Origin of the sequence: Nakamurella sp. (assembly GCF_044224575.1) — a bacterium.
Classification (GTDB): Bacteria; Actinomycetota; Actinomycetes; order Mycobacteriales; family Nakamurellaceae; genus Nakamurella.
On sequence record NZ_JBGAKE010000013.1, the window covers coordinates 58,145 to 75,399 of the forward strand.

The following is a 17,255-nucleotide window of genomic DNA, read 5'->3' on the forward strand; positions in this document are numbered from 1 at the left end:
CTCCCCGGCTCGCCCACCCGTGCACGGCTCCCCCGCTGCCCGGACTCGCGAGCTCCGGCTGACCGCGTCGAATTGCCACTCTTGGCCCAGGCCTGCCGGGTCACGAGGGCGGAAACCGTCAACTCGGCAGTGCCGGTGGTAGGGGACCCCGACCGAATCGGGGGGTTATCCCCACTCCACCGGACCGGCACAGGCGTCAGAATTGGGGCATGACGGACCCCCGCCTCCCCGACCCGCGACCGGCGGGCCGATGGCAGCTGTTCGGCATCGCGTTGGCGTACGTCGGCCTGTGGGTGGTCGGAATGGTGCTGTTGGTGCTGCTCGTGCTGGCGGTCAGCCTGCTGGTCATCTGGATCGGCCTGCCCCTCCTGCTGGCGTTCCTGGCCTCGTTGCGCTGGTTCGCCCGGCTGCACCGCCGGCTGGCCGGCCGGGTGCTGGGCCAGCCGATCCTCGACCCCTACGCGCCGCTACCCCCCGGTGGCCTGTTCGTCCGGCTCCGGATCCGGCTGACCGACCGGGCCACCTGGCGCGACCTGGCCTGGCTGTTCGAGGTGCTGACCCTCGGCTTCGCCCTGCAGCTCACCGCGTTGTTGTCGTTCCCGTTCCTGCCGATCGGCTGGTGGGGCTCGCCCCTGCTGTTGCGCCTGGACGCCGGCATCACCCGGTTGCTGCTGTCGGCCCAGGACGAGCCTCTGCACCAGCGCATCGAGGCGCTCGAGTCGTCCCGCCAGGACAGCGTCGACCACTCGGCGGCCGAGCTGCGGCGGATCGAACGGGACCTGCACGATGGAGCGCAGGCTCAGCTGGTCGCATTGGGCATGAACCTGGGTCTGGCCAAGGAACTGGTCGATCGGGACCCGGCGGCCGCGACCGAGCTGATCGCCGAGGCCCAGCAGTCGTCGTCGACCGCGCTGGCGGAACTGCGCTCGCTGGTACGCGGCATCCATCCGCCGGTGCTGGCCGATCGCGGCCTGGCCGGCGCGGTCGAGGCCCTCGCCTTGGCCCACCCGCGACCCGTCGACCCCGATATCGCGCTCGGTGGCCGGCCGCCCGCGCCGGTCGAATCGGCGGTCTACTTCGCCGTCGCCGAACTGCTCACCAACTGCGCCAAGCATGCGTCCGCCCAGCACGCCTGGGTGTGGATCCGGCACGACGACGGCATGCTGACCGCGATGGTGGGCGACGACGGCGTCGGCGGCGCGCAGCCGACGGCCGAGGGTGGTCTGGCCGGGGTGCAGCGTCGGCTCGCCGCGTTCGACGGCACCCTGTCGGTGGCCAGCCCACTCGGTGGTGGAACGATCGTCACGATCAAGGTGCCGTGCGTGCTCCGGGTGTCCACCGCGGCCTGAGCCCGAACCGGCGGAGGTGTAGGTGCCCGTGCGCGTCGTATTGGCCGAGGACCTGGCGCTGCTCCGGGACGGCATCGTCCGGATCCTGACCGCCCACGACATCGACGTGGTCGAGGCGGTCGACAACGGCCCCTCCCTGCTCAAGGCGATCACCGAGCATCGGCCGGACATCGCCGTGGTGGACGTCCGGCTCCCCCCGACCTTCACCGACGAGGGTCTGCGAGCGGCGTTGGCCGCCCGCGAGCGAATCCCGGGCCTGCCGGTGCTGGTGGTCAGCCAGTACGTCGAGCAGCTCTACGCCCGGGAACTGTTGGGCCAGGGCACCGGCGGGGTCGGGTACCTGCTCAAGGACCGCATCTCCGACGTCGGTCAGTTCATCGACGCGGTTCACCGGGTCGCCGGCGGCGGCACCGCGATGGACCCGGAAGTGATCGGGGCCCTGCTGGCTCGGCATCGGGACAGTTCGCCGATCGCCTCGCTCACCCCCCGCGAGCGCGAGGTGCTGTCCCACATGGCGCAGGGCCGCTCGAACGCGGCCGTCGCGGCGTCGATGTTCATCACCGAGAAGGCAATCGGCAAACACACGAACTCGATCTTCGGCAAGCTCGGGCTCGAGCAGAGCGAAGACGACAATCGCCGAGTACTGGCCGTGCTGGCCTACCTGGAGAGCACGCCCCGACCCTGAGTCCCCCGTGCTCCCGTGTTGGTCAGGCGCTGCCTGCGCGACACGCCGACGACACGCCGACCGTGGGCCGGGAACGCCATGATCGACTCATCCGTCCAACCCTCAACCTCAAGTTGAGGGTGAAGGAATTGGTGGTGTGACTTCGATCGAGCGGGCCGTGCCAGACTGTCCGCCGTGACGGCGTACCTGGACGGAGACCCACCTCGGGCGTTCGCCCATCGGGGATGGCACATCGATGAGTTGGTCGGGCGCGAGAACTCGATGGCGGCCTTCCGCCGAGCCTACGACGAGGGGTTCCGGTACCTGGAGACCGATGTGCACGCCACCACCGACGGTCAGCTGGTCGCATTTCATGATCTGTCCCTCGGCCGGGTCACCGACCGCCAGGGCCAGATCGCCGCGCTGTCCTGGGCGGACGTCCGCCAGGCGCGGATCGGCGGCACCGATCCGATCCCGTTGATGGCCGACCTGCTCGAGGAGTTCCCGGACGCGCGGTTCAACATCGACGCAAAGGCCGATCCTGCGGTGGGTCCGTTGGCCGACCTGATCCGACGCGCCCGGGCCAGGGATCGGGTCTGCCTCGGATCGTTCTCGGATCGGCGGATCGCCTCGTTGCGAGCCGCGGTCGGCCCACGGGTGGCCACCTCGATGGGTCCGCGCGAGGTATTCCGACTGGCCCGGGCGGCGCGGCTGCGCCGGCCCTTCGTCACTGCGGCGGTTGCCGCCCAGGTCCCGGTCGCGTTCTCCCGGGTAAAGATCGTCACCCCGGCGTTCCTGGAAACGGCGCACCGAGCCGGACTCGAGGTGCATGTCTGGACCATCGACGACGAGCCCGAGATGCGTCGGCTGCTCGACCTGGGGGTCGACGGGCTGATGTCCGATCGCCCGGACCGGTTGCGCCGCGTGCTGATCGAACGCGACGCCTGGTGAGCACCGTCCCGCCCCAGCCCGGCAGCGTCAGGTTCTTCTATGGCCCGATGGACTGCGGCAAATCGACCCTGGCCCTGCAGATCCACGACAATCAGCTCCGGCAGGGTCGCCGCGGCGTGCTGCTGACCCGATTCGACCGGTCCGGACCGGCCCGGATCAGTTCGCGGATCGGCCTGAGCAGTCCGGCTCTCGAGGTGACCGGCGACCTCGACCTGGCCCAGGTCGTCCGCGAGGCCGGGACGGTCGACTATGCGATCGTCGACGAGGCGCAGTTCCTCACCGCCGCGCAGGTCGACCAGCTCGCGCTCGTCGCCGACGAGCAGTCCGTCGATGTGTTCGCGTTCGGCATCGCGACGGACTTCCGGAGCCGGCTGTTCCCGGGATCGGCCAGGTTCTTCGAGATCGCGGACGGGGTCGCGCCGGTGCAGGTCGAGGTGCTCTGCTGGTGCGGCCGGGCGGCCCGGTTCAACGCGCGGGTCGTCGAGGGCCGGGTGACCCGCGAGGGGCCGACGATCATGATCGCGGACACCGGTGCCGAACCGGTCCCGGATCCGGCAACCGGTTCACGCCCGCACAGTGAACGGGACGGCTCCGGGACGCGGTACCGGGTGCTGTGCCGGCGTCATTTTCGGATGGGTCTGCTCGGCCCGATTGAACCCGGGTGAGCCGTTCCGACGTGTTGTCCAGAAATGGTTCGCGTCGCCGCGTGACCAACCGGGTGCTGGTGCGTCTCGAAGTAGTGAAAAGCCTGCCGGCGAGTGGAACGGTGCGTCCGCGTCCGGCCGGGTCACGGTACAAGTAGTACCCGGCAACGCGCCGGTGGCCGAGCACGCGAGGCCGCCATCGAACACCGCAGGAGGGCACTGGGCGCAATCGGACGACGAAGGAGTCGGATTGCCCAGGGCACGCCTAGTCGGCCGAGCACGCGAGGCCGCCATCGAACACCGCAGGAGGGCACTGGGCGCATCGGACGACGAAGGAGTCGGATTGCCCAGGGCACGCCTAGCAGTGCAAACTTGTCGACTTCGAAGGGAACGAAACACCGACGATCAGCGTTACCCACCGGTAGGAACCCGTCTCGGGGCTCGCCGTGGGTGCACGAACAGCTGCTATGAGGCCGCTTCGGCGGTCATCTGTGGCCTGCCCCACCCGGAAGCATCACCCCAGCTAGGCACCACCCAGCTTGGCACTACCCAGCAAGGAAGGAACACCATGGCCGACCGTGTCCTGCGCGGAAGCCGCCTTGGCTCGACCAGTTACGAGGCCGATCGGAACCATGATCTGGCGCCTCGTCGCACGGCGACCTATCGCTGCCCCCGCGATCATGAGTTCACCGTTCCGATGGCCGACGACGCCGAGGTTCCCTCGGTGTGGGACTGCCGGATGCACGGGTTGTCGTCGACGCTGATCGACGGCTCGGTACCCGAGGGGAAGGCGGCCAAGCCGCCGCGTACCCACTGGGACATGCTGCTGGAGCGCCGGTCGATCGAGGAGCTCGAAGAGATCCTCAACGAGCGGCTGGCCGAGCTGAAGGCGCGCCGCACCGCTTCCTGAGCGGTCGAACGAGACAACGCCACCTTCCCGAGGGGAAGGTGGCGTTGTGCTTTCCGCGATGTGGGCCGGCCGGGCCGGCTCAGGGCGTGCGATGGGCCGGCTCAGGCCTTGCGACGCCGGAAGACCCCGGTCAGCTGGTGCCAGCGGTGAGCCGCACCCCACACGGTGACCTTGAGCAGCGCCTCCCGCACGATGCCGCCGCTCATCTTGGAGGTACCGATCTGCCGTTCGGTGAAGGTGATCGGCACCTCGGTCACCCGGAATCCGGCCCGGACCGTCCGCCACGCCAGGTCCACCTGGAAGCAGTAGCCGGTCGACGCGACGTCATCCAGGGCAAGGGCCTTGAGCGCCTCGGCCCGGTAGGCGCGATAGCCGCCGGTGATGTCGTAGATCCGGACCCCGAGGGCGAACCGGGAGTACAGGTTGCCGCCCCGAGAGAGCCACTCCCGATGCTTGGGCCAGTTGACCACCGTCCCGCCGGCCACGTACCGCGAGCCGAGCACCAGGTCGGCGTGCTGCAACGCGTCCAATAGCCGGGGCAGCTGCTCCGGCGCATGCGAGCCGTCGGCGTCCATCTCGACGAGCACGTCGTACCCGCGGTCCAGACCCCAGCCGAACCCGGCGATGTAGGCGGCCCCCAGACCGGCCTTCTCCGTCCGGTGCATGACGTTCACCCGCTCGTCGCGGGCCGCCCACTCGTCGGCGATCTCGCCGGTGCCGTCGGGGCTGCCGTCGTCGGCGACCAGAACATTCGCGGTGGGCACCGCCGCGAACAACCGCTCCAGGATCAGCGGGAGGTTCTCCCGCTCGTCGTAGGTCGGGATGATCACCAGGACTCGATCGCCATGTGGCTCGTCGAGTTCGAAGTGCGGCGTCGGGTCGCCTTTCGGGCTCACGATGTGCGGTCCTCCACGGGATTGCCGGCAGCCGGGCGGCCGGTAGTGAATGTGCTGGGCTCTGCTGCGGCGCCGGCGGCCGGCCCGGATGTCGGTCCAGGTGAAGCCGCCCGGCGACGCCGGCGCTCCACCACGACCAGGTAGGCCAGCGCCGCGGGGGTGGCCAGGGCGAACAGCCACTCCAGCGGCGCACCGAGCACCGTACCGGGAGTGGTTGCCGTGATCAGCGGCACGGTCGGGGTCAGGTAGCCAGGCGTGAACAAGGGGATGGAGGATTCGATCGTCCCGTCCGGCCCGACGACCGTCGACACGCCGCTGGTCGAGGAGATCAACACGCTTCGGCCGTGCTCGACCGCCCGCACGCGACTCATCGCCTGCTGCTGGTAGGTCTCGTCGGTGTATCCGAAGGTCGCGTTGTTCGTCTGCACCACCAGCACCTGGGCGCCGCCCTCGACGACGTCCCGGACCAGCTGGTCGTAGACCACCTCGAAGCAGATGACGTCCCCGACCGGGACGCCGGCGACGTCGACGTTGCCGGGTCGCTCGCCGGGCAGGAAGGTGCCGCGCAGCAGGTCGACCTTGTCCGAGAACAGGCGGAAGAACGACCGGAACGGCATGTACTCGCCGAACGGCAGCGGATGCCGCTTGGTGTACGTCTCGCCCGGTCCGGTGACCGGGTCCCACACGATGCCCATGTTGTACAGCTCGCCGGGCTGCGACCCCTGCACCACCGCGCCCACCAGGATGGGCACGCCGATGTCGGCGGCCGCAGCGGAGATCACCGCATTCGCGTCGGCGTTGCGGTAGGGGTCGATATCGGTCGAGTTCTCCGGCCAGATCACCAGGGTCGGCGCCGGGGCCTTGCCGGCCCGGACGTCGGCAGCAAGCTGGTGCGTCTGGGTGGCGTGCAGGTCGAGCACGGCCCGGCGTTCGGCGTTGAAGTCAAGACCCGGCCGCGGCACGTTGCCCTGGATGACGGCGATGGTGCGGGCCGGGGTGTCGGTGCCGTGTTGCACCGTCAGCAGGCTCAGGGCGCCGACGACGAACGGCAGGATCAGCAGGCCGATCGGGCCCAGGATCGTGGTGGATCGCCAGCCCGGCCGGGGCCGCCGGGCCAGCGCCCCGACCAGCGCCGCCAGCGCGAACCCGCCCAGGGCGGTGAGAAAGGCCACGCCGACGGAGCCGAGCAGCGACGCGGCGGGCAGCAAGGGTCCGTCCGGCTGGGAGAACGCCACCCCGCCCCAGGGAAACCCCCCGAACGGCCACCGGGCACGCAGTGCCTCGCCGGTGATCCAGGCGGCGGCCGCCCAGGCGGGCCACAGCGGCAGGCGACGGGATGCGGCGGCGATCAGCGCGCCGGCCGGTGCGGTCAGCACCGCCTCGGCGACGGACAACGCGTACCAGGGCAGGTCCCCGACGTAGATGTTGGTGAACGAGAGCAGCGGGATGTAGAAGGTCAACCCGAAGACGAAGCCCAGGCCGAGGCCGGCCCGCCAGCTGCGGCCGTCCAGGGCCACGCCGAGCAGCGTGAATCCGACGATGGCCAACCACCACCGGGTGGACGGCGCGAACGCCGAGTACAGCGCATACCCGCCGGCCGCGGCGGCCAGGATGCGCAGGCCCCCCAGGCCGAACAGCGAGCGCCGCCAACGGGTCAACCGGGCCCGCCACCGGGCCCGCGGGGCCGTCCGCGCAGTCGGCGGCGCGGTCGATCGATGCACCGTCGGCTGGGCCACGGCGTCACTGTAGTGGCGACCACCGACAAACTCCGTGTGCTCGGCGTCGGGTCACGATCCGGGAATCGGGTTGCCATGTTCCGCCCACCTGAATCGATTCAAGGCGGGCCGAAGGTGGCAAGTCGGCGGCCGGCTCCGGCTCTCGGCGGCCGGCTCCGGCTCTCGGCGGCCGGCTCCGGCTCAGGGCGGCCGGGCCGGCTCAGGGCGGCCGGGCCGGCTCAGGGCGCACTGGCCCAGTCCACCACCTCCAGCACGTGCTGGTAGTCGTGCCCGGTCGCCCGGGTCATTCCGAGCTCGCAGGTGCGGTTGCAGGACGCGTAGGAGTCGAAGGAACTCTGCTCGAGCTCCTGCGCCTCTGCCCTGGACGCGGAGGCCGTCAGCTCCGGGTGCAGCATGCCGCGGTCCCCGGCGAACGCGCAGCAGCCCCACGACGCGGGCACCGTCACCGACTCCGAGACGGCCTCCGCCACCTCCTTGAGCTGGTCGTTGAGCCCCAGCTGGGTGGACGAGCAGGTCGGGTGCAGGGCCATCGACGCCTTGCGGCGCTTGATGTCCAGCCGGGGGAGCACGTGCTCGGCGACGAACGCGGTGGCGTCGACGATCCGCAGACCCGGGAAGTGACCGGCGGCGAGTTCGCTCTCCAGCATGTGCCGCAGCCCCTCGGTGCACGAGGACGCGTCACAGACGATGGGCAGCTCACCCTTCCGGGACGCCGCCCACAGCCGGGGCAGCACCTTGCGGACCATGGTCCGGTACCCGTCCTTGATGCCCTTGGACTTCCAGGGGGTGCCGCAGCACAGGTCGGGCAGGTCGGGCGGGTAGCTGAACGGGATGCCGGCCCGCTCACACAGCCGGACGAAGGCTTCCCGCGCGCCCGGTCCCCCGTCGGCCGGCCCGAACATGGTGCCGACACAGGCGCTGAAGAAGACGAATTGGGCGTTGCCGGTCGCCGTCCCCGAGTGGCGCTGCGGGCCACCGCCGGGCAACTCGGCCGAGTACAACGGCAGCAGATCCGGGTCGACGACCTTGCGACCCAGCTGGTTGGGCCCGGCGATCAGCGCGTCCGGGGTCTTGTCGGCGACGGTGAGCGCGGCGCCGGCGATCCGGGTCGTGGTCGCCCAGTGCTTCGCCGCATACGACCAGCCCTTGGCCGCGGTCTTGTTGACCGTCTCGGCCCGCAGCCGGCGGACCAGATCACCGGTGTTGATCAGCACCGGGCAGGCCGTCGAGCACATCCCGTCCACGGCGCAGGTCTGCACCCCGTCGTAGGCGTACTCGGCTTCCAGCTCGTCCAGCAGCGCGGTGTCGCCGGCCGCCCGGGCCCGCTCCATCTCCCGGCGCAGCACGATCCGCTGCCGCGGCGTGGTCGTCAGGTCGCGGCTGGGGCAGACCGGTTCGCAGTAGCCGCATTCGACGCAGCGGTCGACCTCCTCCTCCACGGTGGGCGTCACCTTGAGGTCACGCATGTGCGCCTGGTCGTCGTCGGTGATGATGACGCCCGGGTTGAGCAGCCCGGCCGGGTCGCACAGCTGCTTGATCTGCAGCGTCACGTCGTACAGCTCGTCGCCGTACTGGCGGCGGACGAACGGCGCCATGATTCGGCCGGTGCCGTGCTCGGCCTTGAGGTTGCCGCCGTTCTCGAGCACCACGTCGACCATGTCCTCGGTGAACTCGGCGAACCGGTGCAGGTCGCCCCCGGCGCCGAGCTGCTCGGTGAGCATGAAATGAATGTTGCCGTCCTTGGCGTGCCCGAAGATCACGTTGTCGGTGTAGCCGTGCTTGCCGAACAGTTCGATCAGCTGCTCACAGGTGTTCAGCAGGGACGGCACCGGGACGACGATGTCCTCCAGCAGCGCGGTGGTGCCGGACGGCCGGGCCTCGGCGACCGTGGTGTAGAGCCCTTTGCGGGTGTGCCACAGGCGCGCCCGGGCGCGCGGGTCGGCGGTCAGCTCGGCCGGCCCGGCGACAGGAATGGACCGCAGGACCGGCCCCGCCTGCGCAGCCATGTCGGCGACCGCCTCGGCCGAGTCGGCCTGGTATTCCACGAGTAGTGCGGAGTGCTTGTCGACGGTGATCCGCCTGATGATCTCGTCACAGGCCGGGTCGGACTGGGCGACCCGCAGCGAGGTGGCGTCCAGCAGCTCAATGGTGGCCGGCCCGGTGGACACCAGCGCGGGCAGCGACCCGGTGGCGCCGGACAGGTCGTCGAACACCAGCAGACCGGTCATCGCGTGCCGCAGCAGCGGCACCGTCCGGAAGACCGCGCTGGCGACAAACGCCAGCGTGCCCTCGCTGCCGATGATCAGGTGGGTCAGGATGTCGATCGGCCGGGTGTGGTCGACCAGCGAGTTCAGCCCGTAGCCCATGGTGTTCTTCATCGAGAACTGCCGGGTGATGATCCGCACCGACTCGGCGTTGCCTCGCACCCGATCGCGGAGCGTGGCCAGCCCTTCGTAGAGCGCCGGCTCGGTCGCCCGCAGCTTGGTGTCGGCGTCGGCGGCCCCGGTGTCGATGACGGTGCCGCTGGGCAGCACCAGGACCAGCGACTCCAACGTCTGGTAGGTGTTCTGCACGGTGCCGCAGGCCATGCCACTGGAGTTGTTGTTGACGACGCCGCCCAAGGTGCAGGCGATCTCACTGGCCGGGTCGGGACCGAGCTTGCGGCCGAAGCGGGCCAGCCGGGCGTTGACCTGCCGAACCGTCGCGCCGGGTCCTACCCGGATGCGCGCGCCGTCGTCGAGGATCTCGATGTCGCGGAAGTACTTGCGGGTGTCGGCCAGGATGCCGGCGGTGCCGGCCTGGCCGGACAGGCTGGTGCCGCCCGACCGGAAGGTCAGCGGTACCCCCTGAGCCGCGGACACGCGGAACAGCCGGCCGACGTCGGCGGCGTCGCGCGGGGTGACCACCGCGGTCGGCGTGAGGAAGTAGTGCGAGGCGTCGTGGCCGAGGGCGAGCCGGTCCAGCGCCCTGGTCCGGAGCTGGCCCGGTCCGGGTAGGGCCAGCAGCAGCGCGTCCAACAGGGCCGGGTCCGCCGGAGCCAGGAGCGACGAGGACGCCTGGCCCCCGCCGTTCGACTGCTTCGTTGCGATCGACATCAGTCCACCATCCAGTCACGGGCGGGCGTGGCCGGCAGGTCGACCGGCAGACATGTCCCGCACCGCAGGTCCAGGCTTCCCCAGGACACGACGCCGGACAAGTTCGCTTCTCGTACCCCGAGACCCCCCTGGGCGGCCACCGGACTGTTGACCTGTCGGACCATGCGTCACTCCCTCGTGTCGTACCTTCGGCGCCCTGATCGCCCTCGTCCACAAGTTGTATGACATGTATACACGTCTGTCAACCATTCGGATGGACTGTCTGACGATTCATCGGTAGATTTCTGTCGGGCGGATCGCTGGATCGAGGTGCGAGGAGGGCGGGCCGGTGAAGGGGCTACAGACCGTCTCGGTTGTCGATGCCTTGACGGCATCGCTGCGGGCGAAGGTCCTGGACGGGCAGATCGACCCGGGAGTGGGACTGGGCGAGACCGACGTCGCCGCCGACTACGAGGTGTCCCGGCCCACCGCCAAGGCCGCCATCGCCGCGCTGGTGTCCGAGGGGTTGCTGCGCCGCGAGGCCCATCGGTCCGCGCAGGTGCCGACCCTGTCCCGGGCGGATGTGGAGGACCTGTTCCTGGTCCGGATGCCGCTGGAGCTGGAGGTCGTCCGGCTGCTGGCCGGACATCCCATCCCGGAGGCGGCCGGGACGGCAGTGCGCGACCTGGCGCAGGTGCCACCGGATGCCCGGCATTCCATGTTCGTCGAGGCCGATCTGCGGTTCCACCGGGTGCTGTTCGACGCGGTGGCCAGCCCCCGGCTCACCCGGCTCTACCAGACGCTGACCGGCGAGATCCATCTGTCGATGGTGCAGTCCCGCTACGCGTTGGGCCGGGACCGCATCGTCGCCGAGCACGACGGGGTGCTGGCCGCGCTCCGGGCCGGCGAGGCGGACCGGGCGGCCGCGCTCATGCGGGTGCACCTCGAAGGCGCCCGTGATGCGTTGGCCGCCCACCTCGACCAGGGCGCCGGAATCGCCGGCTGACCTCTCGCCGGCCGACGTCGCGCCGGCACTCCCCGACCCGGCCCCGAGCCCCCGGTCGGCCGCGGAACATCCGCCGCCCCCAGCCCGGCCGACGTTCCGCAGCCCTCACTACGAGCGGCACACTCCCCGGGTCGGGGTCGAGCGCGGAGCATCCGCCGCCCCCAGCCCGGCCGACGTTCCGCGGCCCGAGAACCCGCGGCCCGGTCCGCGCCTATCCGAAGACACCCGTGTCGAACACGACGCGTCCGGCCACGAGGGTGGCCAGGGTGGTCGGCAGGTCGACGCCCGGCGTCAGGTCGGGCAGCAGCGGCACCCGCGAGCGAGGGTCGGTGGACCATCGGGCCACCGACGGGTCGGCCGCCGGCCGGACCAACTCGCCCGCCTGCACGATCGCCAGGTGCGCCGGCGCCCCGACATTGATCGTGCCGATCTCCCGGTCCATCCGGCCGGCCGCGCGGTGCCCGCCCCGGGTGTGGGCGGTGAATGCTCCGCGGGGCGACAGCCCGCGACCGGGTGTGCGGTGGTGAACCGCCGCCTGCACCGCGGCCCACGGCCCGATGGGGGTGACCGGCGCGTCGGACCCGAAGGCCAGGGCCACCCCGGCGGCGGCGAGCGCGGCGAGGTCGTTCATCGGCGCGGCTCGTTCAGCGCCGAGCCGCCGGGCGTACAGCCCGTCCGGGCCGCCCCAGGCCGCGTCGAACATCGGCTGCATGCCGGCGACCGCGCCGGTCCGCGCAAACGCGGCGATCGCGTCGGCGTCGGTCATCTCGGCGTGCTCCACCCGGTGGGCGCAGGCGGCGAGCCGGACCGTCGCGTTCTCCCCCAGCCGGTCCGCCGCGGCCAGCAGTCCCCGGCCGACGGCCGAGACGGCGTCGTCGCCGATGGCGTGGAAACCGGCCTGCACGCCGGCGACGGTGCAGGCGATCAGGTGGTCGACGATCTGCTCGTCGGTCAGGTAGCGGGCACCCCGGTTGCCCGGGTCGTCGGTGTACGGGTGGGTCAGCGAGGCGGTCCGGGAGCCGATCGCGCCGTCGACGACCAGATCCCCGCCGAGCGCGTGCGCTCCCGTCTCGGCGAGCGCGGCCCGGGCCGCCTCGGGCGAACCGACGGATCGGGCCAGGTACCCGCGGACCGGGATCGGCCCGTCCAGATCAAGCAGGGCCCGCAGGTCGGCCAGTCCGGACGGCCCGTCCGCGGCGCATTCGTGCACCTCGACGATCCCCTGCCCGGCGCAGGCGGACAGGAAGGAAAGGTGCGCAAGCCGGCGTTGGGCGGAGCTGAGCAGGTCGCGGGCCGCGGACCGGACGGCGGCGTGGGCCAGCCGGGTGACGGGCGCGCTGTCCGACCAACCGTCCGGACGGTCGGCGATCGTCGCGGCGAGCGCGGTGGACAGTTGCGCGGAATGCACGTCGATCCGGGACAGGTACGCCGGGCGACCACCGACGGCGTCGTCCAGTTCGGCCCGGGTCGGCGGCCGGCCCTCCGGCCACCGGGTGTCCTCCCAACCGTGTCCCCAGATCACACCGTCCGGGTGGGTGCCGGCGTACTCGCGCACGGCCTGGAGGCACTGGGTCAGCGACCGGGTACCGGACAGGTCGAGCCCGGTGAGCGCCAGGCCCGCGTCGAGGGTGTGCACGTGGGCGTCGACGAAGCCGGGCACGACGAGCGCGCCGGCCAGGTCGATCACCCGGTCCGGCCGGCCGGCGGTGTCGACGGCGTGTTCACCGCCGATCCAGCTGATCGTGCCGTCGGTGATCGCCAGGGCGGTGGCTTCGGGATCGGCCGCGGTGTGCACCCGGCCGTTGCGCAGGACTGTGAGCGTCATCGGCGACCAGTCAACACCGTCGGTGGGGTGAACTCACCTGACCGGTGTCGGTGCCATCTGTCACAGTGTTGCCTGTGATCCAGTCGTGCCGAGCCAACCAGTTGCCCAGTCGACGGACCGGTACCGGTCCTGCCGGGTATGGGCGGCCGAACCCCGAGGGGGCGTCGTGAGTATCTCCCCCGAGTCGACCGACGTCGGAGCCGTCGGCGCGACCGATCTCACCCGCGGCCTGACGGCCGAGCAGGTCGCCCAGCGGGTGGCCAACGGTCAGGTCAACCACACCGACCAGGCGTCGTCGAGGTCCCTGTGGGTGATCTTCAAGACGAACGTGTTCACCCGGTTCAACGCGATTCTGGGCGCCCTGTTCGTGCTGATCGTGATCACCGGATCCCTGGCGGACGGCCTGTTCGGGGTCGTGCTGATCGTCAACTCGGCGATCGGCATCGGGCAGGAGTACCTGGCCAAGCGCAAGTTGGATCGGCTGGCGCTGCTGAATGCACCCACCACCCGGGTCGTCCGGGACGGCCGGCTGATCGAGATCCCCACCGGCGAGGTCGTCCTGGACGACCTGATCGAACTCCGCACCGGCGACCAGGTGCCGGCCGATGGTGTCGTGCTCACCACCTCGGGTCTGGAGGTCGACGAGGCAAATCTGACCGGCGAGGCGGACCCGATCCCCAAGGCCCCCGGGGACGAGGTCCGCTCCGGCACCACCGTGGTGGCCGGCACCGGCCGGTTCCCGGCCTCCGCGGTCGGGCATGACGCCTACATCAACAAGATCGCGGCCGAGGCCAAGAAGTTCACCAAGACCCGGTCGGAGATCCAGGAGTCCGTCAACCGGCTGCTCAAGTACATCACCTGGATCATCGTCGTCGCGTTGCCGCTGCAGCTGTGGTCGCAGTGGCGGGCGATCGGCGACCAGGGCTGGCAGCAGGTCGTCATCCGGTCCACCGGCGGGCTGGTCGGGCTGGTGCCCGAGGGTCTGGTGCTGCTGACGTCGGTGGCGTTCCTGCTCGCCGCGGTGCAGCTGACCCGGCAGCAGGTGCTCGTCCAGGAGCTGCCGGCGGTCGAGGGCCTGGCCCGGGTGAACGTGGTCTGCCTGGACAAGACCGGCACGCTCACCGTCGGCGACATCGCCTACGAGGACTGCGAACCCGTGCCGGACGCGGCGATGACGGCCGACGAGGTGCGGGAGGCACTCGGCGCGCTGGCCGATGACCCGAACGCCAACGGCACCCTCAAGGCGCTGGCCGCCGCGCTGCCCGCGCCGGGCGGCTGGTCCCGCGAGGCCACGATCGCGTTCAACTCGGCCCGCAAATGGAGCGCCGCGTCCTTCACCGGCCGCGGCGCCCTGGTCTTCGGCGCCCCCGACGTGCTGCTGGCGCCCGACGACCCGTTGCGGGACCGGGTCGCCGAACTCGCCGCGACGGGACGGCGCGTGTTGCTGCTGGCCCGCTCGGACGCCGCGTTGCACGGCCAGGAGCTGCCCGCCGGGATGCGCACCGTCGCGCTGGTGACGTTGACCGAGCAGGTCCGCCCGGACGCCGAGGAGACCCTGAACTACTTCAAGGACCAGGGCGTCGCGATCAAGATCATCTCCGGGGACAACCCGACGACGGTCGCGGCGATCGCCCGCCGGGTCGGCCTGGACGTGCCGGCGGAGGCGGTGGTCGACGCCCGGACGATCGGCGAGGACCCGGAGGAGCTGCGCGAGCTCGTCGAGCGGACGACCGTGTTCGGCCGGGTCTCGCCGGAGCAGAAGCGGGCCCTGGTCAACGCGCTGCAGCGGAACGGGCATGTGGCCGCGATGACCGGCGACGGGGTCAACGATGCGCTGGCGCTCAAGGACGCCGACATCGGTGTGGCCATGGGCAACGGCGCGCAGGCGACCAAGGCGGTCGCCCAGCTGGTCCTGCTGGACGGCCGGTTCTCGCACCTGCCGAACGTGCTGGCCGAGGGCCGGCGGGTGATCGGCAACGTCGAGCGGGTGGCCAACCTGTTCGTCGCCAAGAACGTGATGAGCCTGATCGCGATCATCACCGCGGCCCTGTTCACCCTGCCGTTCCCGTTCCTGCCCCGGCACCTGACGCTGGTGTCCGCGGTGACGATCGGCATCCCGGCGTTCTTCCTCGCCCTCGGCCCGAACAAGCGGCGCTACGTCCCCGGCTTCCTCAAGCGGGTGCTCCGGTTCGCGGTGCCGGCCGGCGTTGTGTCCGGCATCGTCGTGTTCGTGTCCTACCTGCTGGCCCGGGCCGAGGTCGGCGCTCCCCCGGCATCGGAATGCCTGGTCAAGACCGAGGGGGCCGCGGTCACCGACAACGTGGTCTGCTGGCAGCCGTCGACCGCGGCGACCATCGCGCTGCTGTTCACCGCGTTCTGGATCCTGGTGGTGCTGTCCCGGCCGTTCCGGCTGTGGAAGGGCGCCCTGGTGGGCGCCATGGTGGGGATTGCCACGCTGGCCTTCATCACCCCGCTCGGCCGCCAGTTCTTCAACTTCTCCATCACCGAGACGACGCTGTTGACCTCGCTGGCGGTCGGGGCCGTCGGCGCGTTGGCGATCGAGATCATCTACCGGACCGAGCCGGGCATGCGGACGGCCGCCGGCACCTGAGCCGGTCCACCTCGTCGGTGAACCGCCCTTGCGCACCAGATCGGCCCAGTGCGCAACCGGCGTTCAGCCGGCGTGGCTACTTGGGCTCGGCCGAGGGGGCGCCGGCCTGGACCGCAGCGGCCGACGGCGCCTCGCCCGAGGGCGGCGCCGCGGCGTCCTGCGCCGAGGGCCGGCCACCGGGCAGCACCCAGGCCGCGGCGAACATGCAAGCGGCCAGCACCGCGGTGGCGACGAAGACGTCGTGGCTGGCCGCCGCGACCGCGGCCGGGTTGTCCGCGGCGTTCGCCGTCGCGCCCAGGCTGGCGTTGGCCAGCGCCCCGAAGGCCGCCACGCCCACCGCGCTGCCGATCGACCGGGCGAACAGGTTTGTCGCCGTCACCACCCCGCGCTCGGACCAGCCGACGCTGGACTGGGCCGCGATCAACGTGGGGCTGGCGATCAGGCCCATGCCCAGGCCGACGACGAAGCAGCTGGCCGCGACCTGCCAGACTACGGACGACGCGCTCAGCCAGATCGTGGACACCGCGCCCAGCACGGCCAGCGTGGCTCCGATGACCGCCGTCGTGCGGAAGCCGAGGCGCAGGTAGAGGCGGCCGGACAGGGTCGCCGAGATGGGCCAGCCGATGGTCAGCGTGGCCAGGGCGAACCCGGCCACCAGCGGTCCGGTACCCAGCACGGCCTGGACGAACGTCGGCACGTACGTCGTCAGGCCCAGCAGCACGGCACCGACCAGGGTGGCGATCACCGCGCTGGCCACCAGCACCCGCCGGGAGAACACCCACAGCGGCAGCACCGGCTCGGCCGCTCGGCGCTGCACCACCAGGAAGATCGCGATCAGCACCGCTCCACCGCCGAGCACGGCCAGGCTCGGCGCCGACGTCCAGGCCCATGCCTGGCCACCCTCGAGCAGCCCCAGGATCAGCAGGGCCGCGCCGACCGTCAACGTCACGCTGCCCAGGTAGTCGATGCGATGGGCGACCCGCTGCACCTTCTCGTGGAAGCGGCGGGCCAGCATCCAACCGGCCAGCAGGCACAGCGGGATGTTGATGATGAACAGCCACCGCCAGGTCAGCCATTCGGAGAACACGCCGCCCAGCGTCGGCCCGACCACCGCGGAGATCGCCCAGACGCTGGCCAGGTAGCCCTGCGCCTTGGCCCGTTCGGCCAGCGTGTAGATGTCGCCGGCGATGGTGATGCTCATCGGCTGGACGGCGCCGGCGCCCAGCCCCTGCAGCGCGCGGAACACGATCAGGGCGGTCATGCTCCACGCCGCCGCGCAGAAGATCGAGCCGAGCAGGAACAGCCCGATACCCACCAGCATGATCGGCTTACGGCCAACGATGTCGGCCAACTTGCCGTAGATCGGCACCGACACCGCCTGGGCCAGCAGGTACACCGAGAACAGCCAGGGAAACTGCGAGAAGCCGCCCAGGTCGGCGACGATGGACGGCACCGCGGTGGCCACGATCGTCGAATCGAGCGCGACGAGCGAGGTGGCCAGCATCAGCGAGGCCAGGATGGGCCCCCGCTCGGAGCGCAGACCGACCGCTGCCGTCACCGCCGCCTCCCCTGCCTCAGCCCGAACCTTA

13 protein-coding genes are annotated in these 17,255 nt (G+C 71.2%); 7 read left to right on the forward strand and 6 right to left on the reverse strand.

Annotated elements, in window-relative coordinates; translation table 11 throughout:
• Positions 1 to 209 precede the first annotated feature (209 nt).
• The 5 genes from ACILSK_RS15790 (at position 210) to ACILSK_RS15810 (ending at position 4,518) form a co-directional block, all read left to right on the forward strand.
• Positions 210 to 1,349 (forward strand): sensor histidine kinase, encoded by a 1,140-nt coding sequence (locus ACILSK_RS15790; RefSeq protein ID WP_395728128.1) that lies wholly within the window; start codon positions 210 to 212, stop codon positions 1,347 to 1,349.
• 28 nt (positions 1,350 to 1,377) lie between these two features.
• Positions 1,378 to 2,034, forward strand: coding sequence for a response regulator (locus ACILSK_RS15795; RefSeq protein ID WP_395728214.1), 657 nt, complete (start codon positions 1,378 to 1,380; stop codon positions 2,032 to 2,034).
• A gap of 174 nt (positions 2,035 to 2,208) precedes the next feature.
• Positions 2,209 to 2,964 carry a glycerophosphodiester phosphodiesterase gene (locus ACILSK_RS15800; RefSeq protein WP_395728129.1) on the forward strand — a complete coding sequence of 252 codons (756 nt, stop codon included), beginning with the start codon at positions 2,209 to 2,211 and terminating at the stop codon, positions 2,962 to 2,964.
• Entirely contained in the window at positions 2,961 to 3,629 is a 669-nt protein-coding gene (locus ACILSK_RS15805) for a thymidine kinase (RefSeq protein ID WP_395728130.1), read from the forward strand. Before ACILSK_RS15800 ends, ACILSK_RS15805 begins: the two co-directional genes overlap by 4 nt.
• A gap of 547 nt (positions 3,630 to 4,176) precedes the next feature.
• Positions 4,177 to 4,518 (forward strand): RNA polymerase-binding protein RbpA, encoded by a 342-nt coding sequence (locus ACILSK_RS15810; protein ID WP_395728131.1) that lies wholly within the window; start codon positions 4,177 to 4,179, stop codon positions 4,516 to 4,518.
• Between the two features lie 101 nt (positions 4,519 to 4,619).
• On the opposite strand, the gene ACILSK_RS15815 is transcribed toward ACILSK_RS15810, so the two are convergent.
• From ACILSK_RS15815 to ACILSK_RS15830, 4 genes are all read right to left on the reverse strand, one after another.
• A complete protein-coding gene (locus ACILSK_RS15815) occupies positions 4,620 to 5,414 on the reverse strand; it encodes a polyprenol monophosphomannose synthase (protein WP_395728132.1) in 795 nt (264 codons plus the stop codon).
• Complete coding sequence (gene lnt / locus ACILSK_RS15820; RefSeq protein ID WP_395728133.1) at positions 5,411 to 7,150, reverse strand: apolipoprotein N-acyltransferase; 1,740 nt, start codon at positions 7,148 to 7,150, stop codon at positions 5,411 to 5,413. Before lnt ends, ACILSK_RS15815 begins: the two co-directional genes overlap by 4 nt.
• A 218-nt stretch (positions 7,151 to 7,368) precedes the next feature.
• On the reverse strand, positions 7,369 to 10,245 hold the full coding sequence (locus tag ACILSK_RS15825) for an FAD-binding and (Fe-S)-binding domain-containing protein (protein WP_395728134.1): 2,877 nt from the start codon (positions 10,243 to 10,245) through the stop codon (positions 7,369 to 7,371).
• On the reverse strand, positions 10,245 to 10,409 hold the full coding sequence (locus tag ACILSK_RS15830; RefSeq protein ID WP_395728135.1) for a hypothetical protein: 165 nt from the start codon (positions 10,407 to 10,409) through the stop codon (positions 10,245 to 10,247). Before ACILSK_RS15830 ends, ACILSK_RS15825 begins: the two co-directional genes overlap by 1 nt.
• A 164-nt stretch (positions 10,410 to 10,573) precedes the next feature.
• Here ACILSK_RS15830 and ACILSK_RS15835 point away from each other — a divergent pair, with 164 nt between their 5' ends.
• Positions 10,574 to 11,230 carry a GntR family transcriptional regulator gene (locus tag ACILSK_RS15835; RefSeq protein WP_395728136.1) on the forward strand — a complete coding sequence of 219 codons (657 nt, stop codon included), beginning with the start codon at positions 10,574 to 10,576 and terminating at the stop codon, positions 11,228 to 11,230.
• A 211-nt stretch (positions 11,231 to 11,441) separates the two neighbouring features.
• On the opposite strand, the gene ACILSK_RS15840 is transcribed toward ACILSK_RS15835, so the two are convergent.
• Entirely contained in the window at positions 11,442 to 13,055 is a 1,614-nt protein-coding gene (locus ACILSK_RS15840) for an amidohydrolase (RefSeq protein ID WP_395728137.1), read from the reverse strand.
• 166 nt (positions 13,056 to 13,221) lie between these two features.
• Here ACILSK_RS15840 and ACILSK_RS15845 point away from each other — a divergent pair, with 166 nt between their 5' ends.
• On the forward strand, positions 13,222 to 15,666 hold the full coding sequence (locus ACILSK_RS15845) for an HAD-IC family P-type ATPase (RefSeq protein WP_395728138.1): 2,445 nt from the start codon (positions 13,222 to 13,224) through the stop codon (positions 15,664 to 15,666).
• Positions 15,667 to 15,742: 76 nt separating this feature from the next.
• On the opposite strand, the gene ACILSK_RS15850 is transcribed toward ACILSK_RS15845, so the two are convergent.
• Positions 15,743 to 17,170: an MDR family MFS transporter gene (locus ACILSK_RS15850; RefSeq protein WP_395728215.1), complete on the reverse strand. Its 1,428-nt coding sequence runs from the start codon at positions 17,168 to 17,170 to the stop codon at positions 15,743 to 15,745.
• Between the last annotated feature and the right edge of the window lie 85 nt (positions 17,171 to 17,255).